This is a genomic window from Sulfurisphaera tokodaii str. 7 (assembly GCF_000011205.1).
Lineage (GTDB): Archaea > Thermoproteota > Thermoprotei_A > Sulfolobales > Sulfolobaceae > Sulfurisphaera > Sulfurisphaera tokodaii.
Map to the genome: position 1 here is coordinate 1,864,942 of NC_003106.2, position 25,604 is coordinate 1,890,545.

Below are 25,604 nucleotides of genomic sequence, written 5' to 3' on the forward strand. Positions count from 1 at the left end.
TTAGTACTTATAGAAAAATCATTACATTTGTACGTTACGTTAAAAATGTATAATAAAGATCAGCTTACTAATTAAAAATTCTTTCTAGTAAGTGCTAAGATCAAGAAAATAAATTAAAAATTATTAATTAAAGAATAAATGTTATAATTTTTTATGGTAACGGAATTTCCTAAAATATTATTCAACTCAATGCAAGTGGAACTAAGTTGGTATTAATACTCTTTTTTACATATATATGTATATTTATTTTTGTGAATATAAAAAATAGAAAGTATGTTATCAGATTAAACTTTTGAGAAGAAAAACTTTTTAATAACAAAGTTAAATAATCATTTTGGGAATTGAAATGTCAAAGATAAACTTCAATGAAGGTAACGCAACAAGATTAGAGTATATATGGCCAATAAGGTTTGCTGTAGGATGGATGTTTTTAGATGGTGGTTTAAGAAAAGCAGTATTAAATCCAGCAAAACTAGACCCTAATTCTTCTTCATTTGTTGGAGGAAAACTAGTTAACTTCTTACCCCATGCAGGGCCATTTAAACCATTTTTATTAATGACTTTAGAGAATCATGCATTTGATGTTACTTTCTTAACAATATTCAGTTACATAGAGATTATAGCTGGTCTATTCTTAGTTATAGGACTTTTGACAAGATTAGCTGCCTTTGGTGCAGCTGTAATGGCTATTGGTATGGCTCCAGCTTACTGGTTAGGTTCAACGTGCGAAGATGAGTGGCAAATTGGTTCATTATTAACTGCTGGTGCTATAGTAGTTATGCTAACTGGTGCTGGTAGGGTTTGGGGATTGGATTATTTCCTCTACAAGAAATTTGGTGATAGAGGTATTGCTAACGTTCCAATATTAAAGTGGATTAAATTGTGGTGAGAAAAATGAACAAAGTAGCAATTGTAGGAATTATTTTTGCACTATTCACAGTAGGCTGGATTTTAGGTACTGGCCAATGGGCATATGGTAATGTTGTAGGACCATTATTCAATAATTCAAAACTACCAAAGCTTAATGTTACCTATATTACTGCATATAATACTCCGCAAGGCTTATGCTTGATCATGAATATCACTGATATTGATGGTCCAGATGCATATCCAGCATCTGCTCCCTTAATGGAAATATCTAATGGAACATGGCACATTTTCCTAAACTCTTCACAGATTGCTAATGATACAGTAAAGATAATTCAAGCACCATGGAATGCAAATAAGAAGGACTCTGTTAATTGGTACTCAGGATTTATAGTTATTTTAGGAAGCGAAGGACAATTTCATCTGCTAATAAAGGGATTACATTTATCTCCAGGTAAGTATGAAGTAAAGCTGTATACTCCAGCAATAAGTTCAAATAGGCAAGCAATTGCTTACTTCACGATAAGTAGTTGAAGATAGTTTAAATTTTTCTTTTTGTATTTTCTTTTATGGAAAATTATTCTAAGGAGATACGCGAGAGGGCTTCTCAAATTTATTCAGATGGAGGTATTTTAGGTTTATTAAAGCGAGGCAATAAGTTAATTGGAATTGTAAAAGATATTGATATTTATAGGGTCGAATACGATCTGTCACTAAGCAAAGGAAAATGTGAGTGTAGACTTGGAGAAAACTGTGAACATATTTATGCGATTAAGATGAGTTATGAAAAAGGCGAATATATAGATTTTGATAGCTTAGAAAATAAGATTATAGAGCTTAATAAAAGAGAACTTCTTGGAATTTTAGTTACTTTAATAGAAAAATTCCCCATGATTGCTAATTATATCTATCCTATTGAGAATGCTAAATATTCCTTAGAAAGATATATAAATCTGATAAAGCAAAATCCTGGGGAAAATATAGTTAACTCATTTACTGATTTTCTTATAAATAATAGAGAAAAAATTAATAAAGATGATATTTTTATTATTCTCGATACTATTGCGTCTTGTAAAAGTAAATGTTTCTATAATTTTATCACAGAAAAACCATATGATGAAAATTTAATGAAAACTTTAGCTAATATACTATTAGAGAAAGAAGTTAAAGAGGATGATATCAAAAAACTGGAGAAAATTATTGAAAAGGATAAATACGGTAACCTTGATACTTTTGTTTTAACTTTACTCGATAACGAGGATATAAGGAAATTAATGGATATTAGAATTTATCTAAATGCTTTAATTAGAAGAGGCGATAAGGATAAAATATTAAAATTACTCCAAACTGATGTAATTTCTAAGGAAGAGAAATTTAATATTCTACTTCAAACTGATGAGAAAGAGGCTTTAGAATTCGCAAAAATCAATATGCTTTACTCAAGCCTCTTCAATTATTACTATAACTTAGGTGAATTTTCACAAGCATTAGAAAATTTAAAGAAAATGATAGAGCTTAAAGATATTATTGGTATAAGTAGTCATAAAGATAAAATACTGCCTCTTATAAAAGGCAATCCTGATCTAATCAAGTCTTTGTATGAATTATCTAAGGATAATGTAGTCCTCTACCCTCTTCTTATCAACCTATATGATGTAGCATCTGGTTCTTTAAAATATGACATTGCAGTTACAGTAATGGATAAATTTCTTTCCTTAAAAGATTACTGCCCAGACGTAATAAGGATAGTAGGAGAACAAAGAAAGGAGAAGTTAAGCTATATTGTGCAACATTTAACTGAGGAACTTGTGGAAAGGAAAAGATACGAAGACGTAATACAGTGTCTAAAAGTTGCTAGAAAGTATATGACGATTGAAGATTTCAATAATTTATTATCACAAATAAAAGAGAATTACAAAAGAAAGAGACAACTAGTTAGTCTTATAAATAAATATTTATCATAATACTTCCTATTTTATTTAAGATTATTTTTATTTGGATAGCCTAATAGTTTAAAAATTTCCACTTAAAAAGTGGGTTTATAAGTAAATAATTTAAGATTATAGATTTATTCTAGGGACTTCAAAAAGGATTTTAAAACAGTTAATTTTATTTTTCGTGTATTGGGGCTTCATATGAAGAAATGTCCCAAGAGAAAAAATCTCTATTCTTAAGAGAGAGTTCCGGTCTAGTGAGAGAAGTTAGCCCCTGGGCATCAATGTCAGCAACTTTCGGATTAGTAACTGGTGGTGTACCAATTCTTATAATTTCATGGCTTTTCACAGCACCGGGGGCGAATTGGGTATTAGCCTTCTTACTAGCTTTACCCCCAACTTTAGGAATGGCATTTCTTTTTTATGTAGCTGGAATTTCAATGCCTAGAGCCGGAGGAGATTATGTTTTTAATAGTAGGGCAGTTCACCCAGCAGTAGGTTTTGTAAATTATTGGGGTCTATTTATAGGTTTTGCACTTTCTTTAGGGTATTATAGTTACTTAGCTGCACAATGGTTCGCATATCTATTCTCTGGTATTGGATTAGCTTACAGTAATCAATACTTTCTAAATATAGGCAAGTTCTTAGGAACTACTGAAGCTGAGGTAATTTTAGGAACAATTGTAGTCATAATTTCAACAGCTTTAGCTATGATACCTAGATTCCAATGGAAGTTTGTGTTATGGGGAGGTATAATTTCCCTTTTATCTAGTATCATAATGTTTATTGCATTAGCTCAAATAAGTCCATCTCAGTTCGCGCTAGCCCTAAGTAAGAATGTTGGGATACCAAATGCTTATAGTGAAGTTATTCAAAACGCGGAAAGTAATGGATTAACATTTTATCCAGCTTTATATGCGTCATTTTTAGCATTACCAGTAGTCTGGTACTATTATACATGGTATAATTTACCAGCTTCATGGTCAGGGGAAATGAAAAGACCTAAAATGAACGTACTTTATTCAATAATCCTAGCAATACTGGTAATATCAGCATATTATATTTTAATAGTATACTTCAGTGAGAAAGCTTTTGGTGCATCTTTCCTTACTTCGTGGAGTTATATATCGTATAATGGTATTAATGACACTGTTTATAACACTCTAAGTAATATAGGAGATTTTATACCATACTTCGCATTCATTGTAAATCACAGTTTACCACTATTCATTATCATGTTTATTGCATTATGGTTACCAAACTTTTATAGTAACCCACCGTTAGTTGTAGCATTAGTAAGATATCTGTTCGCATGGTCTTTTGATAGGGTTATGCCGCCATGGTTAGCTGATGTTAATGATAGATTTAAGTCGCCATTAAAGGCTACAGTATTAGTTGGTATTTTAGGTGAAATTGGAGTATTACTTTATGCATTTAACACACCAGTAGCTATTGTAGATACTACTGTAGTATTTGAAGTGGGATATGCAATTTTCGCAATATCTACTGCACTAATGCCATTTGTAAGAAAAGATCTTTATAAAAGAGCTGTTCAGCATAAATGGAACATTGCTGGTATCCCAGTTATATCAATAATTGGATTTGCCGTTTTCGGCTTTCTTATGTGGGTGCTAACCCTCACCTGGAATAACCCTGTGTTACTACCAGTGAATTTTGTGACTATTCTATCTCTAGGAATAATATATGGAGCTGGAGTCCTAATATATGTTATAGGTTATCTATTAAATAGAAGAAACGGAATAGACCTTAACTTACTATTTAATGAAGTTCCACCAGAATAAATTTTTTATATTTATATTTCATTTTTTTAATACATGAATTTACTGATTTTATTTTCAATTGCAATTTCCATGTTATTAGTTATGTTCTATGTTATCTATGAAGTAAAGAATTGGAGGAGTGATAGGAGAGTTTTAGTTGCTATCTATGTAGAAGGAATGATGCTAGTAATGAATTTAGGTGCTTATCTTTATCTTTTGCTTCACGATCTCTTTCTATTTCTTGTAATAAATGGAGCTTATATGATATTTGGCCTCTATGCTATCCTTAATATCAAATCTATATCAAGAAGTATAGCATATGTTCTGTTTTCCTCATTTATGATTATTTCTGAAGTATTTATGGGTTCGCTTTTTTACATTCTTCAAACTGGTTTACCAGCTAATCTTGATTCCTCTGTAGAAAATCCATGGTTTGTCACAGTTATGGTTGCTGAAATGATCTTTACATTAATGGTATCTTTTAAGAGACTTGATAAGACGTTAAGAAATTATCTTATAAGCTTACTTTTATTAATGCCTTGGTTTCCTGTGATTTTCTCTAACTATGCCTTCTTATTCTCTTCAATAATAATGATAGGTGCTACTATATTAGTTTACGAGACTCTGTATAATCAGAGATTAAGAGCTACTCAAGAGACCTTTACTACAATAGAATTAATGAGTATATTTACTCTTATGATGATAGGAGGATTTATCTATTTTCTAACATTTTCCCTTACTGTCTACGATGTTTCAATGCTAATTGCAATGGTTTGGTTTATTTATAGGACTGTTATAGGACCCAATCCGAGAAAAGGAAATTATCTGAGAGATACAAAGATTGCATTCTCGATAATTTTTCTGACATTTATCATGGAATTCTTCATGGGGGGTGTTTTAGATTTCGTTATGGGATTATTTTCCCCAGGCATTAAAGGCTTTATTTCCTCACTTAGTCTACCATGGACAGGAAATATAATTTGGGATGGTATTGATGTAGTAGGCAGTATACTAGGGAGTACTTGGTTCTTAATAATGATGGGAATAGAAATGGGATTCTTAGCTTTTAAGAAAATGCTAGAGATCAGAGTAAGAGAAGTTAAAATAAGAATGGCTTTAATGATATTAGCATATGCAATTTATTCAATATACATACCTAGCTTCTCTCCCTTATCATCCTCATTACCATATATACCATATATGTGGAGCATGGGTATTGGAACCTTAGCACCAGTCAGTAATTCTGTCTTATTAGGTTTAATAGGAACTTATATTATTTACGCAATTCTCTCATTCCTATTTGGCTCAAGAAATTTGTGCGCTGTGACGTGTACAGCCCCAATGATGTATCAAGGGAACTTTTATGACTCTTTAAAGGTTTATAATAGGACATCTAAAATCGGTAAGAAATTATTAACTAGTAAGAGTAAATATTATAGACCCATAGCCTTATCTGTTTCTGTTCTTGTTCTAATTGCAGCAGTGATATCTTACTTAAATAGTCTAGGAATAATCTCCTTCACAATTTTTAACACTGATATTACTGTTCTAATTTATTTCATTTGGTTCGATATTATGTGGTATCTAATATTCATCTCAATACCCTTCTTAGGTACTTTTGCATGTGTAACTACTGGCTATTGTTATTGGGGAGTTTTCAACCAAGCAATAAGCAGAATAGGGCTCTTTAGACTTAAAGTTAAGAACCCACAGCAATGTATAGAATGCAAGACTGTAGATTGTGCAAATGCTTGCCCAGTAGGTTTGACTGATATGAGAGGCGAGTTTATTAGAAAAGGTGAGTTTAGGTCAATAAAGTGTGTTGGAATTGGAGAGTGTATTGATGCGTGTCCATATAATAACATATTTATTTATGATGTGAGAAATTGGATAAAAGAAAGATTTAGAGGGAAGTAAGATTTTTCCTCTAATATTCACTCTCTCTCTAATAGCTAGTGTGATGGTTGCTATAATAGTTTATACTCTTTATTCCGTTTCCTATAAAATAAAAACTTGGATCGGTTTATTCTTTGCATTTTTTGTATTAATAATGATGATCACAATGTTTATTGGAGCAATAGCTTATTTACTTTCACCTTCTAACATCTCATTAGCTGAGGCAATTATCGTAAATAATGCTTCTATGCTTATCCTTCTAGTTTACCTATTTATGAATGCAAAAAAACTAGCTTCCAATAAAGATTTTTCTAAAATTCACATATTTTCCCTTTCAATTCTTACAGTATTAAACGAGATACTCATGGGAGGAGCATTTAGCTTAGCCTATTTTGGTATAAAATACTTTTTAACTTTCTATTCAGCGTTTTTAACTACCCTAAATTCATATTGGTTTTTCTATCCAATGATGGCTGAAATGTTGGCCTTGTACTTAATTGATTACTTAAAATCAAGAGCAAATAAAGAGTTGTTTGCTTTAATTGGTATAACAACATTTCCTCCAACTATACTTAATTTTTCTCAGTGGATATACTCTAGTATATTTATTGACGTCATCCTTTCCTTAATAGGTATAATAAATTCAAGAGGCTTATGGAGATATCTCTACATAATAACTGCAATAAGTGTTGTCTCAACTTTGTTCATACCAACCTTCTTTGATATCATAATTATTATAGACATGATATTATACTATGTGTATCTACTGAATAGGAGTAAGGTATCTTAACAACTCCCTCTCATAAACTACACTCAATAATCTCCCGTCATCATCAACAATGACAACTACGGGTTCTTCAGTTTCTCTAAAAACTCTTAAAACATCTATTACTTTGCTTTTCTTTTCTAGTATTTTGACCTCATTCTTGTAAATATCACAAACTTTTAGAATTTCATAGTCATTTGGATCAATTTCCAGTAACTGACTTACTGAGACATAACCTAAAGGTCTAAAATTCTCGTCAACAACTACTATAGCTCTATAACCTCTCTCATTAATTATTCCTATTGCTTCTCTTAATGTTTGGTAGCAATTTACAACAGTTTGATTTTTAATAATGTTTAACACAGGCTGTTGAAGATTGATTTTATTTTCTTGAATTTTTGGCTTTCCAAATTTCATTCTAAATAAAAGGGGTAAGACTAGGCTGGAAAATGTTATTGCTAAGGACGAGAAAGAGTACTGATATGGTGTTATTAAATTAGAGGTAAGAGCAGAGATTAATAACGAAACGTCTACTCCGCCTTTCATTGAGGTTCCAAGCCCGTTTATCACCGGATCTATTCCTTGAATTTTCGCTGAAATAAGTCCAGCAAAGAATTTAGAACCTATAGTCACGAGAAAAGTAATTAAGGAAAGCAAAAGTAATGTTGGAGAAATTTTTACGAAGTATAAACCTATACTTACGAAAAATAAGGGTTCAAAGAAACCATATGTAAAAGCCCTCAATCTCTCTATTAAGTACGGCCTATCCTTTAGGTAGTCTCTTAACAAAAAACCTAAAAATAACGCTGTAATAGCAGAGTTGAAGCTAAACACTTCTGCTACATAACCTATAATAAATATAACAGATATTATTGTGGCAAATTCTATTTCTCTGACCTTTACGTAACCCTCAATTAATTCTAATAGTTTAGCAATCTTACCACCTCCTAAGAATATAAAAAGAACAACAAGTAATATGCTGATTATATCTAGTATCTGAAATTTTGAAAATATTGCAAAAAGAACAACTGCAACTATTTCATTTAAAACTGATTGGTAAAACAGTGCTAACCCTATTTTATGTTTGGATATTCCTAGATCTATTAATAATCTAGTTAAAGGACCAGCACTAGTCATAGCTAAAGGAATTACTAAGAGTAGTGAAAAAATTTTGAAATACAAAAGTAAAATACTTATTATCAATATTGGTAATGATAACTCAATGAGAAAAGAAAAATAATCTTTACTCTCGACTTTTAATTTTTCACCTAACTCTTCTGCTCCAGCTAAAAAGAGAAGAAAGACTATACCTAGTGACGTTATAAAAGAGATTATAATATTAATTTTAACTAAATCAAGCACTCCTGGACCAAGTAGGACTCCTACAATTATAGGACCTACGAATCTAACTAGATTAAGTCTACTAAATGCTTCTTCAGCTAATTTGGCTAATATTAACATAATTCCTAAATATAATAAACTATCTACTAGGAGAGACACGATAAGGTATTTTCATTACTGGTTAAAACATTATCTGTCATTTTTAACATAGTTTAATTTAGGACTCTATTAATAATTATAATACTTATTTATTTACTTGATAATAGTTTATTTATATATATGGAATTAGAATATAATTTTGAAACGAATACTCCTAAAGACGTTATTTTAGAATACATTTCAAACCCAGAAAACTTATTAAAATATGTTCCTGCGTTTAAAAGTTTAAAGAGACTCGATGAGAATAGTTGGGAGTTGGAGGTTAAATGGTTATTTACAATTAAACTTAAAGTGAAAAGAATTATTGGAACAGATGAAGTTACATATACTATTGAGAAAACTGAAGGGTTGATAAAAATATCAGCATCCCTAAGATATGTGATTTTAACTCCTAAAAATAGGAATACTATACTTAAGATTATATTCTCTTATGAGGGACCATTTGAAAGTATAGCTAAGAAACAGACTGAAGAATACTATAGAAGAGGAGTTGAAATATTTAAACGAGACCTTGAGAAACTAGAGGAAAAGCACTTAAATATTCAGAGAGTTACAACTAAATTTGATATATTAAACATGAAAACAATACTTGCAAAAGGGATAAAAAGGGGTGAAATTGAAGATATTTTAACTAGAGCTATGATAGAAAGTGTGAACTCGAGAGTATTAGTAATATTAAGTGATGACAAAACAATTGTTGAACTTATATTTGAAAACGGATCTTTAGAAGATTCAAAAGGAGATATTAACACTCTAGGAGAAAACATTAAAGTTTTAATGAAAATCTCTCAAATTATGGAAACCAAAAATAGGACCTCATAAGAGATAAGCTAACGGGTCCTCGTATTTTCTCTTTTTCAAAGTGTTGTAGTATTCTGGATACTCATTTTTTAAATATTCATCCGGTAATTTGGCCAAGTCATACATAATAATTTGTTGCTGATAACTCTTTTTCTTTGCTAGCATTTTATCACCATAATATACTTGTATTTAAAGGTTTAAAAAATCTACTCCATGATTTTAATATTATTAAACTTTTCAACTCTTGTATAAACATACTATATAAAGTCGATTAGATAATACTCAAGACTAATAAAGAAAAATAGAGCTTTTTGGAATTCTTTCGTATACAAAGAGTTTATATTTTTGCTGATCAAGTAGCCAACTGTATAGTAATACTTTAAAATTTACATAGATATCCCAACACATGAGAAGAACTATAATAGCTTTACTATTTTCTTTTTCTTTTTCAAGTCTCATTAGTAGTAGCTTAAATGCAAAGGGTAATTATGTTATCTTCAACACTAATTTTATAATGAATTTTTGTATTATGTTTTTATCTATTTTCATTTTATCATATTATTTCTTAAGAAAAATATTAACCTAAAATCCATTCTTTCTCATTTAATTTAGAGATTAAGAAGCTTTTAACAAGATCAAAATGAGTATTTAAAAGCTCCTTGAACTTTTTATTTCTCATATCTTTTACATAATATTCTACTTCAATAATTATACCAACCCTGCCTTTATTTATAGCATATATTGTTATAAAATCATGAAAAAGTATACCAGAATTATTACTTATTAACTCGAGATACATTTTATAGGGAGATAAACGAAGATCTGATTTTAAAACGCTTATATATGAATCCTTAACACTAAACTCATAAATTAGATTAGACGCGGTAGCACTAAAAGCAAAGGCATATTTAGATTTCCTATGAGTAAAATAAATATAAAAAATTAATAATATAGATATTAAAGTTACTAATCCAATTTTTGTGTTTATAAATAATATAGAAAAAAGAACAATATAGATAACCAACGTCTTAGAGCTTACATTCTTACTTAATTCTAATCCTAATAAATATGAGAGAGGTAAAAGAGAAATTGAGATTAAATAAAATATTTTAAATGAGAGGATAATGAACATAACGAAGATTATATTAAAGGTTATTAAAGGCAGAATTGAAGGTATAGTAATTGTTATTTGGTCTGGATTTTCATATAAGGGTTTAATGACACTTATTTTTGACATAAATTCTTGATGACTAAAATAAATATTCTTCTCATTAACAACATTCCATGGTAATGACATATTTAAGAGAGTAAGTTGAGAAAGTGATTAAATTATTTTCGATTCTAGTCACTAATTTTCCTTACCTGCTCCATTGCCCACATCATAGGACAATAACCACCACACATAGTACATGCCCTAACTTTCGGTTTACCAAATTGCGTATAGACTTTCATAGCCCTTTCGGGATCTATTAATGACGATATCATTTTTTCCCATTCCAATTTTCCTCTATAATAACTTACTACATCATCCCAGTTTCTAACTTTTTTACCCAATTTTACAATATCTCCAGCATGAGCGGCAATTCTATAAGCTATCGCTCCTTCTTCAACTTGTTCAACAGTTGGTAAACTTAAGTGTTCTGCTGGAGTTAGATAACATAATAAGTCAGCACCACTTGCTGAGGCAATTGCCGCACCTATAGCTGAGGCAATATGATCATATGGTGCACCAACATCTATTGGCAAAGGACCTAAAACGTAATAAGGAACACCACCAGTAAGCTTTTTCATTAACTTTACGTCCCACGCTATCTCATTTAATGGAACATGACCTGGTCCTTCTACCATTACCTGAACTCCTTTCTCAAGTGCACTCTTTACTAGTCTCGCTGTTTCTAATAATTCTCCTATCTGGAACTCATCATGAGCATCTCCAGTAGCTCCAGGTCTTAAAGCGTCTCCTAATGAGATTACTGCATCATATTGTTTAAACATTTCTAATATATAATCCCAGTTCTTTCTATATGGATTCTCAGAGTTATTATGAATCATCCACCCTGCTATCATATCTCCTCCTCTAGATACTATAGGGATTATCCTGTTGCTTTTCAAAGCCCTTATAGCTAAATCCTTTGTTAAACCCGCATGAATCGTCATAAAAGCAACCCCATCTTTTAAATGTTTTTCTATAGTATTTAACAAATCATCTTCTGTGAAATATGCTCCACCAGATTTATGCTTAAAAGATTCTATAAACACTTGATAAACTGGAACAGTACCTACTGGTAGCTCAGAGTGTTTTATTATTTCCCTTCTAATTAAATCTAAATCTCCTCCAGTTGATAAGTCCATTAATGTATCTCCCCATTTATTTGCAATCTTCACCTTTTCTAATTCCATATCAAGATTGACGACTTCACTAGATGTTCCTATGTTTATATTAACTTTAGTTGTTAAACCCTTACCTATTGCAACTATCTTTTTAGAAGGATATTTTTCATTTCTAATTAGCATAATTTTTCCTTCTACTATTCTTTTCCTAACTTTTTCTGGTGAAATTTTCTCAATTAGACTTATCTTTTTCATTTCATCAGTTATAATACCTTTTCGTGCATCATCAATTATTGCCATAAAAATATATCAAAAAAGTTACTTATAAACCTTATTATATTCAGTTTGTGTACTAACTTTACATTTTTCTGTGATAAAGCTTAATTAGTAGTAATAGATATCAAAATTCATGATTGTTGTTATAGGCTCTGGTCCTGCCGGAATATATGGTGCATTTACAGCTTCTGCTTTAGGAGAAAAAGTTAAGCTTATCGAGGAAAAAGAAAGGTTAGGTGGAACTTGTGTTTTATATGGTTGTATTCCTTCAAAAGCAATGTTACATCCACTTTATTTAAAGTATTCTTTGGAAAGGTTGGGAAAGAAAATCGATTTTAGCTATGAAGAACTGATCAAGCTTGCCCAAGATGCGATTTCAAGGATCTCAAAAGGAGTTGAATACATGTTAGAAAGTTACGGTGTTGAAGTCATTTATGGTAGAGGAGTACTTAAAAGCAAAGAAATTGAAGTTTCTGGTCAAACTTTATACCCAGATAAAGTACTAGTAGCAACTGGAACTTTAAAACCAGAAATTAATGGAACTATAGCTTCAGACGATTTGCCGTATCTTAATAAAGAGTTTAATTCAGTAACCGTAATTGGTGGTGGTGTAGGGGGTATTGAATATGGCTGGTTGTTACACAAAATAGGGAAAGAAGTACATATAGTAGAGAAAGAAAATTTACTTTTACCGAAACATGATATGGATTTAAGAAATTACGTAACTAACCACTTTAAGAGAATTGGAGTTAAACTTCATTTAGGAGTGGAGGCTAAGATAGAGAATAATAAAGTTAAACTCTCGAATGGAGAAGAAATTAAGAGCGATATTATTTTAATGAGTTTTGGAAGAAAACCTAATCTTACTGGGGTTGAAAGTCTACCTCATGATTATTGGATAAAGGTTAACGAGTACATGGAAACTCCGATAAAAGACATTTACGCTGCTGGTGATATAACTGGTTCATTTACAGCACATGAAGCAATACATAAAGGATATATAGCTGGGCTTAATATGAAAGGAATCAAAAAACCTTATGATAGTTCTGCTGTTCCAAAGGTTATTTATACATCACCACAAATTGCTTACGTCGGAAACACAAATAGTGGTAGATGTATGAAAATGGAATTTTCTGGGTTAGCTAGAGCTATTGCAGAAAAGGAGACTGAAGGATTTTTAAAGATCTGTGTGGAAAATGAAAAAGTAATAGGTGGTGTTGCATTTTCAGAAAGGGCTGAAGAAATTATCTCTCTTTTGGCTTTAGGGATTAAGTTTAAGGGAAGTTTAGATGAGCTTCTCGATTTCCAGTATCCACATCCTTCTTATCTTGAAATGATATGGGAAATTTTAAGAAAAATTAAGTGGGGATAAGGATCTTTTTCTCATCTAATTCTTTCAAGAATAAAGCATTTTGATAAACTTCGTTCTCATCAAACCGTAGCTCACCAAGAAGTTTTTTACTTACGCTACAATCGTACACGGTACCTTCATATTTTAACAGACCTCTTATTTCTTTTGGCATGGCAGATTTAACAATGCTTTTCGGAATTGGTATGTAAATTCCTCTCTTGCCCAATGCTTTCGTATAAATCTCAAAGAATTTCTCAAGAGCTACTCTCTCACACTCGGTAGCATAGAAATATAGTAGCATGGGTTTTTCTTCAATTAGTCTTAATATCATTTTACCTATATTATTTGCACTAATTGGCATGAAAGATATGCCAGTTTTTGGAATAATACCTAGTTTTGCTAATCTATACATGGTTACAAATTGGATATGGGCTGAGTATTTCCCATACACAAGGGTTGGTCTAATAATAATAAGGGGAAAATTCCCTTTTGCTATTGAATAAACAACTTTCTCCCCTTCTAGTTTGGTTTTTTCAAAAGGTGATTGAGGATTTAGACCTTCGCCAAGCTCCTTTTCAATTTTAACTTCTCCAGTTATCCCATAAGTAGATCCGCTAGTATGAATAAAAATAGGTTTATTTTCTGATTCTTTTATTATACTCGCTATAGTTTTTGGGACTTCTACGTTAGAAATATATAGTGTCTTTTCATCACCAGATATTTCTCCAATAAAGTTGATAACCACATCGCTCTTTTTCACTTCTTCTCTTAATCTTTCTGTGTCTGACAGAATGTCTAGTTTAATTAATTTAACTCCTTTTTCCTCAAGTTTTTCATGATAAACTTTCTTTACAGGATTGAGATTTCTATAAGTGACTGTTACTTCATGCATCGAAGATAAGACTTCAGCTACATGAGTTGCTATAAAACCTAAACCAGCAATAAGTATTCTCATAAATTAAAATGAAAATGAAAAAATAAAATGTTGTGTCCTAATTATTGTTGTTGTTTCCCTAACTCCTTAGGAATTAATTGTCCGAAGAGCTCGGCACATCTCTTGAAATCATTAACTATTTTCTCTATTAATCTCTCAGTTGGTATAGCCTTATAGATATATCTAGGTCTACCTCCTTTAGAAGAAGAATCTTTTACTCTTTCAACAAAACCTAAAGATACTAATTTATTTACACTTCTGTTGATAGAGGCTTTAGATAATTTTAGCATTTCTGCTAAAGAATCTTCATTCTTTCCTTCACTGTTTAATAAAACTTTTAGTACTTGAAAATCTGTATCTGAAATATCATAGCAAAAACTTAAAGCCTCTATTATTCCTACTTCTTTACCACTAGTTAGTCTTATTTTAGTTACTTCTAATTCCATACTTAATCATGATATATAGTTTAAATACAAGTATTTAAATCTTTGTATTTTAAGCAAATAGATTACCCAAGTATTAAAACCTAATCTTCACATTTCTAATTATTAAAAAGAATAATACTATTACCAAAAATATAAATATACTTGAGTTACATGAGTATTACTTTAATTGCTTTAAAATTTCTTTTTTGACAATAGATACTTCTATATAAACTTCCCTTTAAAGTTGATACTAGCTCCTTAAGTACTTATTAACACCAGTTACATCAAAAGGCTTATTTATAGTATAGCTGAAGTTAATAACATCAACATAAATAACAACTCCCTTAATATCTGCTATCTGCAGAACATATAATAATTAATTACCTTAAAACCAAATCAAAAAGCAGATGTACCCTTAAGTATTGATATATTAAAACATTCCGTTTATCTCTATACTTTCATTTCAATCATGATTGAGTCTAGGGACTTAGCCTTCAACCAACTACTGGTAGGTAAGTCACAGATCTCCTTTGAGTCTAACGGCACGGAACTCATATCTCTGCTATTTTCATCTTCACCCTTTTGGGCATAACCCACATTGGCATGAGAGATAATTTTTATCAATAAATGTAAAATAAATGAATATAAAAAGATTTCTATAAATACAAAAAGATTCAGTCCTTAATGTATGTAGTGAGATCATGAATATTAACTGCCCATGCAAGACTACAATATAAATACATATTTCCCATATAAAATAAGAAGTCTTAAACCATAATTTATTAATATCTAATTTTTATATTATCAAATAAATAGTTATAATATTAAACTGAATGAGTTAAATTATCTATTCTACCCCCATCAGCAACAATCACTTGCCCAGTTATATATCTAGCTTTTTCACTTGCTAGAAATACTACAATATTCGCTATATCCTCAGGTTTTCCAGTTGTATGAAGTACGGTCTTATTTCTAAATATTTCCCTTAGTTTTTCTTTCTCTTCATCACTTTTATTACCTAAAGTCATATCAGTTTCGATCCAACCTGGTGCTACAGCATTAACCCTTATACCGTACTTTCCTAATTCAAAAGCTAATCTTCTGGTTAATATTATAATCCCGGCTTTTGTAATAGCATAAAAAGTAGTTCCTTCTGCAGCAGTCCCAATACCAGCATTACTAGCAATGTTAATTATACTTGCTGCTGATGACTTTTTAAGTAATGATAAAAATTCATAAGTGACATAAATGGTTCCATTTAGATTAACCCTTAACATTCTCTCATATTTTTCCTCATCAAATTGCTCAAAAGGCATTAAATACCAAATTCCAGCATTATTAACTAAAACATCTAAACGTGGGAAATGATTAGAAATTTCCTCTTTAGCTTTTTTAACTTGATTCCTATCTCCTACATCACACCTTACAGTTAAAACTCCCTTTTCTCTTAACTCTTTGGCTTTATCTTCAGAACCGTGATAAAGAACAGCAACATTGTAGCCTTCTTTTAAAAGTGCTTCAGTTATAGCTCTTCCTATTCCCCTTGTACCGCCTGTAACTAAAGCATACATAACTGATTTAAAGTAAGATTGCGAACTCATACACATTCTGTATAAGTTATATTTTTAAATTTAATTATCTTTGTGACTAAGCATGAAACAATGAATATACTCGCCTTTAAATTGTCAGTCGAGTAAAAATCTCCTTAAAGGGCCGAAGTACTTAAGATTAATTTGTATAACTTGTTTTGATATTAGAGATATATAAAATTATGATATGACGTAAGTTAAAATTATTATTGCCGAATCATGCTTATCTCTGTGGAAGGAATCCTGATTGAGGAGGATAAAGTAAAAGATGAAAAAGAAAGGAAAAAATTAGAAGAAGAGGGTTACAAGATAGTAAAAGTTAAACAGAATGAAAATATTATAAAAATATTTGAGGAAGATAAAACTATATTTTCTTGTGATAAGGACGAGATAATATTCAGGGTTTCATTGTTTAACTCAACCCTCTGCAGAATAATCGTTACAGATAAAATAACTACAGTAGTTGTCTTTTCAAGCAAAAGAGTACAAACATTTACTTTTAGAATCCAGAGGGATACTTCTCTTAGGGGTTTAAGAAAGAATTATTTCAAAGCCAAATCTTATCAGGATTTTGTTACTTCATATATACAATTCTTAAAGGAGAATAACGATGATATAGTAATTGAATGGCTAAAAGAGTTCATGAAAAATAAAGAGAATGAAGAGAAAAAACAAAATAATTTATAAATATCTCTTTAATACTGTCATTGGGTTTGTTAAGTTAGCATTTAATAATGCTTCTTCTGGAGAATGGCCAAATGCAAAAGCTAATAATTGGCTAAAGTAAACTACTGGCATTCTTAAATCTTCACCGTAAATTTCAGCAATTTTATTCATGTTAGTCTCAAAAGCTACTCCACCTAATGGACAATCAACTATTAATAATTCAGCACCATTCCTCCTAGCCTCCTTAAGGATTCTAGCTTCTAAGTTTAATGCAACATTTATATCAGAGTAAACGTGAGGACCACCACAGCACATTGTCTTTGCCTCAAATGGGACTACTTCTGCACCCGTAGCTTCTAGTAGTTTATCCATGAAGAATGGTCTTTCTGGATCATCTTTTATCTTCATATATCCAGTAAGTATGTATTGCTTTGGTCTTGCATATAGACAACCATAATATGGCGCAACTTTTAATCCATTTAATGGTCTCTTTACTCTAGCCTTAACTCCCTCTGGTCCTACAGTATTATAGATAAACTCTACAGCATGAATCATTAAGAGTTTCATATCATAACCTTTTTCACCCATCTTTTCTAAATACGCATTAACCTTCTCCCTTAGTTTTGGATACTTTGTCATGTAATAGTGGGTTCTTGATAAAGAGTAATGACAACCTGGACATGCTGACATTATAGTATCTGCACCCATTTGTCTTGCTAGTGATAAGTTCCTTGCTGGTAATAATAATCCAGCCATTGTATTAACGTTCTTTACCTCTAAAGCACCACAGCAGTTATAATCCTCAATTTTCTCATATTCTAATCCTAAATCCTTAGCAACTAACGCTAATGATACATCATAAGGCTTACCCATACCGTCTAATGAACAGCCTGGATAGAATGCTACTTTACCATAAGGATTATTGATTCTAATACTCATTCTGGTTTCACCTCCTCCTGCATTGCCTCTTCTAATACTTTCTTTATTCTATCCCAATTCTTTACTCTATTTGGCTTAAGTAAATCTTTTACTAAACCAGATCTTAACATTGCACCACCCATAACTATAAGATCTTTCAAGCTGAGTGATACAAAACCAGCTTTTGCTGATGCTGCACCTAAAGTTAATTCTGATATCCTACCACCATTGTTTATTACAGTTTCTAGGAATAATTCATCGAATACTGTGCCTGGATCCTTCTTTACTAAACCATGTTTTAAGAGATAATTGTGTATAGCATGAACAACTTCCTCTACCAATACACCTTTTGGACACCTATGAGTACACTTCTGACATGATACGCATCTCCATAAACTATTTTGTAATTCTATTAATCCTTGTTTATCACCTTTTCTAGCCAAATCTATAAACCTTCTAGGACTATAGTTTGGATCGTACTCCCTCATAGTACAACCAGATGTACATGTACCGCATTGCCAACATGCACTTATTGTATAGCCTTCTAAGGTATTAGCTATTTCATCCCACACTGAGGGATCATAACCAGTTTGAGTCCTCTCTATAAGGAATGCATTCCATGTTCCGTCTAGTTCTACTCCATCTACTATTACTTTATCTTTTTGAATTACTCCTTTTATAATAGGTTTTTCTAATTCAGGAATGGGCATATTTAATCACCTTAATAAAGGGTTTTAACCCAAGAACTAAAGCTGTAGTTGTGAGATGTGTGGGGAGGAGCCCCGCAGCTTTCTTATCAATTGCAAGATGAGTTGTATAATCTAGGAGTCTAACATATGCATAAACCAAAAAAACAGAAGTTGGATAATAGTTACCAGTATCTAAACCAAAAATATCTAAAACCGATTTTAACTCGGATAAAGCCTTAAAGAAGTCATCTTCATTTTTAAGTGTAACATTATCTTTAAGTACGTAAGTAATTGAACCAGTATTTCTCTCTTTATTCCAGACCCATCTGGTCCAGAGAGGATATTTTTCTGGTTCAAGGAAATGAATTATTTCTTTAGCCATGTCTTCAATATCTTTTTTGTTTCCTCCTTTTATAAGAGAAGAAAATTCTTCAACCCTTTCATTATATGATTTAGATGTATCCTTTAAGACAGAATATGCTTTAGATAATAAGGGTAAGGGAGTTTGAGAAATTACATCATTAACATATTTCTTTGCATAAAATATAATTTCGAATAATTTTCTTACATCCTCTTCAGTTTTTATATTCAAATTCTTAAGAAAATCAGTTTTCATTTTCATTGAATCTAAAATGAGAGATAAGGATTTTTTCGGATCAGATACAGTATTATTTATATCCTTATCTAACATAGCATTAAAAATATCTTTTACATAATCAACATTTAAAAAAATCATGTTAATGATGAGCCACCTCAGCAGTAGCTACCTTTACTGGTTCCTCCCATGTGCCCTTCATAATATACTCATAAGCCTTCATTGCAGCAGCATATCCTTCTGTTATTGAGTCTGATATTGTCTTAGGACCAGTTATTGCACCAGCTAGGAATATTCCTTTCTTAGTTGATTGAACTGGTAACCTATCTGGATCTAATGGTTTGACAAATCCGTGGCTTTCAAACTCTAGTCCTAAAACTTTAGCTACTTGTTTTGAACCTAAACCTAGTTCCATACCGTTAGCTAATATTACCATATCATATGGAACTACTAATGCTCTATTCAAGTTCATTGTATCTTCTCCTTTAATTATCACCGTGTCATTGGGGCCTCTCATGAATTCTGAAATTCTTCCTCTTATGAATCCCACTCTGTAGTCTAATTGTGCTTTCCAGTATAGTTTATCCTCCATTAATCCATAAGTTCTTATATCCATATAGTAAATATGAACAACCGCATCTGGAATCCTTTGCTTAATTTCCATTGCTTGCTTAATTGATACGGCACAACAGACTCTTGAACAATAAGTATTTCCTACAGTGGCGTCTCTTGAACCAACACATAATAAGATTGCAACTCTTTTTGGTGGTGTACCCTTTGTAGTTACTAATCTATTTTCTGAAAGCATACCTTCAATATCAGAGATTTGATAAATGTTTGGTATTATCCCATAACCATACTCATATTTTCTCCTAGAATCAAAATGTTCAAAACCTGAAGCAGCTATAATTGCATTTACTTTTTCTGTAGTAATTTTTCCGCTCTTATCCTTAATATTCACAGTAAATCCATTACCCTCTTGTTTTACACTATCAACTATACTTTCTAGGTAAATTTTAACATTTTTATTTTCCTGGACTGATTTAATTAGAGGATCAATTACTTCTGAGGCAGGCCTTAATTCTGGGAATAATAGGCTATATTTCAATCTTTTTGGAGTACCACCAAGAAAAGCTTCTCTCTCTACTAAAACTACGTTAACACCTAAATTAGCCAATTCCTTTGTAGCAGATAATCCAGCGGGCCCAGCTCCAATTACGAGAACTTTTTCACCAGCCATTTTTTCACCAACTACATATTAATTAAATAAAAATAATTTAAAAAACTTTGCTTTTCACTTTTGAACAGCTTGCTCACCTTTATACCATTTTACTCTGTCTGGTAAAGCTAGGTAGAAGTCAATCTTTCTGTGTGGTTTGTATAAGTATTCTGGCTGTGCTTTTCCTTCTCTTAAGTCTGCTAAGTATTGTAAGAATTGTTCTTTGTATTCATCAACTGGTACACCAACTTTTCTTAAGAAACCTTCAACATCTGTTGCATGCCAGTGTATTTGTCCAATCTTATAGGGATCTGCACCCATCATTATTGCTGCAAATTGTGCATCCGCTAATACTGGTAAGTTATAGTTAAATCCATGGGCTTTACCAGCCCACTGGCTCTTGTCTAATGTTGTTACACATCCAGTATCAGATGTTACAAATACATCAGCATGACCTTCTTCAACTGCTGGAATTACTTTCTTGAATAGTGCAAAGCTTCTGCTAAATTCTCTTTCTGTTAATATGTGTCTAAATCCAAATCCACAACAGTCCCACCAAGTTGAGTAATCAACAATCTTAGCTCCAAAGTTCATTACGGTCCCAGTTGGAGCTGCTGGCCTTCTTCCTTCAAAGACTGCAGGATCATAAATCGTATCCTCGGGAACTAACTTATAAACGTGACATGGTGTATGAACTGCTACTCTAATATTGCTTAAATCATATTTTTTATGTTGAGCAGCTTTCTTGCTCATTACATATAACCATTCTGAATAGTGTACAACTTCCTCTGGGACTACAATATCCATGTCTAATTTTCTCATTATCGGCCTTAACTTGTCTCTTATCTCTTTATGTAATATTATCATGTTTCTAACTTCTTTGTAATGACCAAATGATGTACCACAGTGAATTAATGGGAAGTAACCGGTCTCATAAGCTCTCCACATGTTTCTTACATATACACCAGCTAAAGCAACTGGGTTTGAAGCACCAGAAGCATGATAGTTCCAACCCGTACATGAAGTTTGATGAGGTTCATCTAAGTAATCAATTTCTAGTTTGTTCATTATCCAGAATACAGATGTTGGATAACCGGGAATATGCCCACATTGGCCACAGCTCTTATGGTTCCATAATCTTGTTGTAGGTATCTTCTTTGGCATTCCATTTAATGTTTGTACCTCAACTGGGTTATTATTAGGCTTAATATGATGAACAATTATCTCTCCTTCATCCTCTAACTTGTATAATTCTTCCTTGATATGTTGTAAGCCGTGTGGAGTACTATACCTATAAATAATCCTTTGATATACCTCATTCCAATCTACGTCATCTGCATAAGGAAAAGCTTCTTTTATCTCCTCATGTAGCTTTTTTTCTTCTTGATTAACCATTTTACCACCTTTACATACACCTATGTTTTTTGTCATATATAAATTTTTATTTTAAACATTTTATGAGAACATGTAAATTAGCTAAATTTCAATTAAATAATACAAAAAATATTTTTAACTTATAAATCCATCCAATTATCGGGTAATTCGTCCTCGTTAAGTTCTCCTTTCATATATTTTTCTTTGATCTCTTCTAATTGCTGTTTTCTCTCCTCATACATGTCCATGATCATTTCATACAAGTCTTCATCAACATTCTTTATTGCATCAAGTACACCAGATTCAATAAAGATAGTCATTAACTCTACTGCTGTCTGTAATGATGTTTGCCAACCAATATCAGTTCTTTGCATTAAATCAACTGGAACTGCCTTTCTATAAACATCCATATTCTTTGATTCTTCAACAGCTTGTGGACCCCAATCTGGGAATGCTTCTGGTTGAATCATGTTTGGTGTTACTTGGTTACCAGTAGTCATTACAGTGTATAAGACTCTTCTATACGGTGCTAGAATTTCTTTAGCAGATGGTAAACCAAATTGTACTGCATATTCTCTAAGTAACATTATTAATCCAGCTATCTCGTTATTAAACGGACATCTCATTGAGCAAGTATAACATTGTACACAAGCCCAAACTTTCTTATTTACGAATTCCCAAATTTTATCAACTGCATCTCTCATCATATATTGTATCATTTCTCTCGGACCAAAATCATAGAATTTTGCGGCAGGACACCCAGAAGTACATACACCACAATTTAAGCAACCTCTTAGATATTCATTAAATCTAAAATCAGATTTTACTGCTTGCCAATACTTTATTGCAAGTTCTCTTTCCTCTGGCTTTAAATTACTTTCAAAATTTCTGAGTTCTTCTGGTTCTACTGCTTGGACATCATAAGCCATATCCATAACTCTTGGATCATCTGGTAGAGGTATAGCTTTTACAGTTGCCATCAAATAAAAGTAGGAAAACTAACTTATAAATTTTGTTAAAAAAATAAATTAATATCCTTTACTTAACCCTCTTTATTAGTATTCTTGTAACTCCGCCTTGCTGCTGAATATCAAGAATTTGTTGGCCGGTCCTTCTTGCCCAAGCCTCAATATCTGGTTTAGCTGCGGGATCTGTTGCTAAAACCTCTAAAACCTCACCAATTCCAATTTGCTTTATTGCTTTTGCAGTCTCCATTACTGGCCCAGGGCAGTACATTCCCTTAACATCTAATGTTTTTGCAATCTTGATTTCAGCCATTCATATCACCTCATATGAATAAAGTTGTTCCTCCTTCAGCTCTATCTAAAAATGTTGCCACTCCTACTACATCATCAACAAACTCAGCTAGATCTTCTCTCTTTATTCCAAAGAATTCCATTGTTGTACTGCATGCAAATACTTTAACTTCTCCAACCTCTTTTGCTTGTTGAATTAATTGATACCACATTGGATATTTCATTTCTTGCATTTTTTGCATCATCATTGGACCCATTTGCTCATAGTTCTTATCTATTGGGGCTGGTTGTCTCTGAATTCCTGCTTTAGTTATATTTGTTAATCCCCAGAATGTAAAGAATAAGTTAACTTCATAGCCTGCAGCTGCTGCACCAGATGCTAATATTCCTACTGGCATTAACTTATCTATCGTACCAGAGAAAACGATTATAGAGAGTTTTTTCTTTTGTTCAGCCAAGGTTTTTTACCCAAATAATCATTTTTATCTCAAATTATATAAGCTTTTCTCATATTCATTTTTAAAAAAATTTCGTAAGGATTTTCACTTTTATTTAGTATAAATTAAACTTAGTTAACTAATAATGTCTATTTTTATGTACGTCACAATTCTATGCTTTTATCGTGAAAGAACTATGGCACTATATTTTTTGTCAAAACTTTCATTGAGTAAATTTGTTTGATAAAAAATTTAAGTTGGTGTTTAAACTATTATTTAGGAGGATTTAGTATGAGTGAAGGAGAAAAGAAACAAAAAGTATTAGTTGTAGTAACTCATGGACCAGAAGATTTAGATAGAACATACGCACCTCTTTTCATGGCATCAATAGCTGCTTCAATGGAATATGAAACATCCGTATTCTTTATGATAAAGGGACCAAAACTATTGGATAAGAAATGGCAAGAAGAGGAAAGGAGAAAAGGAGGAAATCCATTCATACATTTCTTCGATATGGCAAAAGATAATGGAGTTAAAATGTATGTATGCGTACAGAGTCTTAAAGATATGTGCCACATGAATGAAAGCGATGTAGTAGACGGAGTAGAAATTGTAGGAGGATCAACATTAATAGATTTACTCTTCGACGCTGATAGAGCATTATTCTTCTGACCTAACATGGAATATGATGTTATAATAATAGGCGGAGGAACAGCAGGGTATACTGCTGGCGTCATATTAGGAAGAAGAGGTAAAAAAATAGCAGTAGTAGAAAAGGAAAAGTTTGGAGGTACTTGTGTAAATTATGGATGTGTTCCAAGTATTTTTTTATCAGATATTTCTTTTTTGTATTCACGCCTTTCCGAAATAGGCAATTATAAGGGTATTGAAATTAATTTAAAATTAAATAATTTCTTTTCTAAAAGAGAAGAAATAATAGACTATTTGAGTACAGCGGGTAAGAGACTGATTGAAAATGCTAGTGGAGAGACAATTGAAGGAGAAGGTATAATAAGAGATAATCATACAGTTGAGGTCAACGGAAGGCTACTGACTACTAAAGAGATTATTATTGCTACTGGTTCCAAACCTAAACCTCCAAGAATAGAAGGTATTGAAAATGCAATAAGCGAAGATCAAGTTGTCAGACTTAATACTATTCCTTCATCAATGGTAATTATTGGTGGAGGAGTTGCTGGTACTGAAATTGCTCAAATATTTGCAAAATTAGGAACTAAAGTTACTCTTTTAACAAGAAGCAAAATATTAAAAGAACTTCATGAAGAAACTAGAAAATTAATGATTGATTCGCTAGAGTTTGATGGGATAGATATCATAGAGAATTCTAAAATAGAGAAGATATACGGAGAAAAAGTTTATACAAACAAAGGTGTATTTGATGGAGAAATTGTAGTATATGCCACTGGAAGGGAACCAAATTATCCAAAAGGATTTGAAAAACTAAATGTGGAAATTGGAAAGGAAGGAATAATAGTTAATGAAAGAATGCAGACTAATATTAAGAACATCTATGCTATTGGCGATATTGTAAATAAGGAGAAAAAAGTTGCACATGTTGCATATATGGAGGCAATTATTGCCTCCCTTAATGTCTTAGGTACATGTGAATATATGGATTATACTGGAACACCTCAAGTAATCTATACAGATCCACAAATAGGTATAGCAGGTGAAAAAGATAAAGCAGTTAAGTTTCTTAAGTTTCCTTATAATGCTGATACTAGAGCAATAATAAAAGGGTTAAGGGAGGGATTTGCATTAATAGGGATTGATAAGAACGGTACTATTGTCTATTCAGAAATAATTGGTGATAATGCTGAGGAGCTCATAAATATAATGGCTTTGGCTATACGCAAGAGAGTTACAATCAGAGATTTAGCTTTTACAATATTCATTCATCCTTCCTTAAGTGAGATTCTCGTTAATGCGGCAAGAGGAGAATTTGATTTAGATGTTGACTTATATAAATAATAATGAG

Annotated in this window: 27 protein-coding genes; 11 read left to right on the forward strand and 16 right to left on the reverse strand. The window is 31.7% G+C overall.

From position 1 onward, the window contains the following. Positions 1 to 346: 346 nt before the first annotated feature. From doxD to STK_RS10355, 6 genes are all read left to right on the forward strand, one after another. Positions 347 to 889 carry a thiosulfate:quinone oxidoreductase large subunit gene (doxD, locus tag STK_RS10330; protein ID WP_010979923.1) on the forward strand — a complete coding sequence of 181 codons (543 nt, stop codon included), beginning with the start codon at positions 347 to 349 and terminating at the stop codon, positions 887 to 889. Positions 890 to 894: 5 nt separating this feature from the next. Then, a complete protein-coding gene (gene doxA, locus STK_RS10335) occupies positions 895 to 1,401 on the forward strand; it encodes a thiosulfate:quinone oxidoreductase small subunit (RefSeq protein WP_052846665.1) in 507 nt (168 codons plus the stop codon). A 35-nt stretch (positions 1,402 to 1,436) separates the two neighbouring features. Further along, positions 1,437 to 2,831, forward strand: a complete 1,395-nt coding sequence (locus STK_RS10340) for a hypothetical protein (RefSeq protein ID WP_010979925.1) — start codon at positions 1,437 to 1,439, stop codon at positions 2,829 to 2,831. 179 nt (positions 2,832 to 3,010) lie between these two features. Next, positions 3,011 to 4,603: an APC family permease gene (locus STK_RS10345; RefSeq protein WP_010979926.1), complete on the forward strand. Its 1,593-nt coding sequence runs from the start codon at positions 3,011 to 3,013 to the stop codon at positions 4,601 to 4,603. A gap of 33 nt (positions 4,604 to 4,636) precedes the next feature. Beyond that, positions 4,637 to 6,499 (forward strand): 4Fe-4S binding protein, encoded by a 1,863-nt coding sequence (locus tag STK_RS10350; protein ID WP_010979927.1) that lies wholly within the window; start codon positions 4,637 to 4,639, stop codon positions 6,497 to 6,499. Between the two features lie 136 nt (positions 6,500 to 6,635). Beyond that, entirely contained in the window at positions 6,636 to 7,268 is a 633-nt protein-coding gene (locus STK_RS10355; RefSeq protein ID WP_232616471.1) for a hypothetical protein, read from the forward strand. On the opposite strand, the gene STK_RS10360 is transcribed toward STK_RS10355, so the two are convergent. After that, positions 7,242 to 8,747: a cation:proton antiporter gene (locus tag STK_RS10360; protein WP_198429818.1), complete on the reverse strand. Its 1,506-nt coding sequence runs from the start codon at positions 8,745 to 8,747 to the stop codon at positions 7,242 to 7,244. The two genes, STK_RS10355 and STK_RS10360, sit on opposite strands and share 27 nt — an antisense overlap. Before the next feature lie 117 nt (positions 8,748 to 8,864). Here STK_RS10360 and STK_RS10365 point away from each other — a divergent pair, with 117 nt between their 5' ends. Then, a complete protein-coding gene (locus STK_RS10365; RefSeq protein ID WP_010979930.1) occupies positions 8,865 to 9,566 on the forward strand; it encodes an STK_08120 family protein in 702 nt (233 codons plus the stop codon). Here STK_RS10365 and STK_RS15365 read toward each other — a convergent pair. From STK_RS15365 to thiC, 3 genes are all read right to left on the reverse strand, one after another. Beyond that, positions 9,561 to 9,710 (reverse strand): hypothetical protein, encoded by a 150-nt coding sequence (locus STK_RS15365; protein ID WP_198429839.1) that lies wholly within the window; start codon positions 9,708 to 9,710, stop codon positions 9,561 to 9,563. The genes STK_RS10365 and STK_RS15365 overlap by 6 nt on opposite strands. Before the next feature lie 412 nt (positions 9,711 to 10,122). Continuing rightward, the gene (locus tag STK_RS15370; RefSeq protein ID WP_198429683.1) at positions 10,123 to 10,344 is read right to left on the reverse strand and encodes a hypothetical protein; all 222 of its coding nucleotides are present in this window, start codon (positions 10,342 to 10,344) and stop codon (positions 10,123 to 10,125) included. Positions 10,345 to 10,886: 542 nt separating this feature from the next. Beyond that, complete coding sequence (gene thiC / locus STK_RS10375; RefSeq protein ID WP_010979932.1) at positions 10,887 to 12,176, reverse strand: phosphomethylpyrimidine synthase ThiC; 1,290 nt, start codon at positions 12,174 to 12,176, stop codon at positions 10,887 to 10,889. Positions 12,177 to 12,285: 109 nt separating this feature from the next. On the opposite strand from thiC, the gene STK_RS10380 reads away from it, so the two are divergent. Further along, a complete protein-coding gene (locus STK_RS10380) occupies positions 12,286 to 13,524 on the forward strand; it encodes a dihydrolipoyl dehydrogenase family protein (RefSeq protein WP_010979933.1) in 1,239 nt (412 codons plus the stop codon). Here the strand turns inward: STK_RS10380 and STK_RS10385 are convergent. The 4 genes from STK_RS10385 to STK_RS10395 all read right to left on the reverse strand — a co-directional run bounded on the left by STK_RS10385 (position 13,511) and on the right by STK_RS10395 (position 16,469). Next, the gene (locus STK_RS10385; protein WP_010979934.1) at positions 13,511 to 14,458 is read right to left on the reverse strand and encodes an NAD-dependent epimerase/dehydratase family protein; all 948 of its coding nucleotides are present in this window, start codon (positions 14,456 to 14,458) and stop codon (positions 13,511 to 13,513) included. The two genes, STK_RS10380 and STK_RS10385, sit on opposite strands and share 14 nt — an antisense overlap. A 41-nt stretch (positions 14,459 to 14,499) precedes the next feature. Then, positions 14,500 to 14,883 (reverse strand): HTH-type transcriptional regulator Lrs14, encoded by a 384-nt coding sequence (gene lrs14 / locus STK_RS10390; protein WP_010979935.1) that lies wholly within the window; start codon positions 14,881 to 14,883, stop codon positions 14,500 to 14,502. A 429-nt stretch (positions 14,884 to 15,312) separates the two neighbouring features. Then, positions 15,313 to 15,486 carry a hypothetical protein gene (locus STK_RS15375; RefSeq protein ID WP_232616563.1) on the reverse strand — a complete coding sequence of 58 codons (174 nt, stop codon included), beginning with the start codon at positions 15,484 to 15,486 and terminating at the stop codon, positions 15,313 to 15,315. A 200-nt stretch (positions 15,487 to 15,686) separates the two neighbouring features. Further along, positions 15,687 to 16,469: an SDR family oxidoreductase gene (locus STK_RS10395; protein WP_010979936.1), complete on the reverse strand. Its 783-nt coding sequence runs from the start codon at positions 16,467 to 16,469 to the stop codon at positions 15,687 to 15,689. A 213-nt stretch (positions 16,470 to 16,682) separates the two neighbouring features. Between STK_RS10395 and STK_RS10400 the strand changes: the two genes are divergently transcribed. After that, entirely contained in the window at positions 16,683 to 17,138 is a 456-nt protein-coding gene (locus STK_RS10400; protein WP_052846666.1) for a hypothetical protein, read from the forward strand. Here STK_RS10400 and STK_RS10405 read toward each other — a convergent pair. The 8 genes from STK_RS10405 to STK_RS10440 all read right to left on the reverse strand — a co-directional run bounded on the left by STK_RS10405 (position 17,133) and on the right by STK_RS10440 (position 23,626). After that, positions 17,133 to 18,056 (reverse strand): CoB--CoM heterodisulfide reductase iron-sulfur subunit B family protein, encoded by a 924-nt coding sequence (locus STK_RS10405; protein WP_010979938.1) that lies wholly within the window; start codon positions 18,054 to 18,056, stop codon positions 17,133 to 17,135. The two genes, STK_RS10400 and STK_RS10405, sit on opposite strands and share 6 nt — an antisense overlap. Continuing rightward, on the reverse strand, positions 18,053 to 18,745 hold the full coding sequence (locus STK_RS10410) for a 4Fe-4S dicluster domain-containing protein (RefSeq protein WP_010979939.1): 693 nt from the start codon (positions 18,743 to 18,745) through the stop codon (positions 18,053 to 18,055). The genes STK_RS10405 and STK_RS10410 overlap by 4 nt, the downstream gene beginning before the upstream one ends. Beyond that, positions 18,732 to 19,415, reverse strand: a complete 684-nt coding sequence (locus STK_RS10415; RefSeq protein WP_052846994.1) for a hypothetical protein — start codon at positions 19,413 to 19,415, stop codon at positions 18,732 to 18,734. The genes STK_RS10410 and STK_RS10415 overlap by 14 nt, the downstream gene beginning before the upstream one ends. A gap of 46 nt (positions 19,416 to 19,461) precedes the next feature. Beyond that, a complete protein-coding gene (locus tag STK_RS10420; protein ID WP_010979941.1) occupies positions 19,462 to 20,559 on the reverse strand; it encodes a CoB--CoM heterodisulfide reductase iron-sulfur subunit A family protein in 1,098 nt (365 codons plus the stop codon). A 54-nt stretch (positions 20,560 to 20,613) separates the two neighbouring features. Next, the gene (locus STK_RS10425) at positions 20,614 to 21,933 is read right to left on the reverse strand and encodes a CoB--CoM heterodisulfide reductase iron-sulfur subunit B family protein (protein ID WP_052846995.1); all 1,320 of its coding nucleotides are present in this window, start codon (positions 21,931 to 21,933) and stop codon (positions 20,614 to 20,616) included. Positions 21,934 to 22,052: 119 nt separating this feature from the next. Next, positions 22,053 to 22,892: a 4Fe-4S dicluster domain-containing protein gene (locus STK_RS10430; protein ID WP_010979943.1), complete on the reverse strand. Its 840-nt coding sequence runs from the start codon at positions 22,890 to 22,892 to the stop codon at positions 22,053 to 22,055. A gap of 58 nt (positions 22,893 to 22,950) precedes the next feature. After that, the gene (locus STK_RS10435; RefSeq protein ID WP_010979944.1) at positions 22,951 to 23,190 is read right to left on the reverse strand and encodes a sulfurtransferase TusA family protein; all 240 of its coding nucleotides are present in this window, start codon (positions 23,188 to 23,190) and stop codon (positions 22,951 to 22,953) included. A 10-nt stretch (positions 23,191 to 23,200) separates the two neighbouring features. Then, on the reverse strand, positions 23,201 to 23,626 hold the full coding sequence (locus STK_RS10440; protein ID WP_052846667.1) for a DsrE/DsrF/DrsH-like family protein: 426 nt from the start codon (positions 23,624 to 23,626) through the stop codon (positions 23,201 to 23,203). Positions 23,627 to 23,896: 270 nt separating this feature from the next. On the opposite strand from STK_RS10440, the gene STK_RS10445 reads away from it, so the two are divergent. Together STK_RS10445 and STK_RS10450 are read left to right on the forward strand one after the other, a co-directional pair. Further along, positions 23,897 to 24,277 (forward strand): DsrE family protein, encoded by a 381-nt coding sequence (locus STK_RS10445; RefSeq protein WP_010979946.1) that lies wholly within the window; start codon positions 23,897 to 23,899, stop codon positions 24,275 to 24,277. 6 nt (positions 24,278 to 24,283) lie between these two features. Then, positions 24,284 to 25,597: a dihydrolipoyl dehydrogenase family protein gene (locus tag STK_RS10450; RefSeq protein ID WP_010979948.1), complete on the forward strand. Its 1,314-nt coding sequence runs from the start codon at positions 24,284 to 24,286 to the stop codon at positions 25,595 to 25,597. Positions 25,598 to 25,604 lie beyond the last annotated feature (7 nt).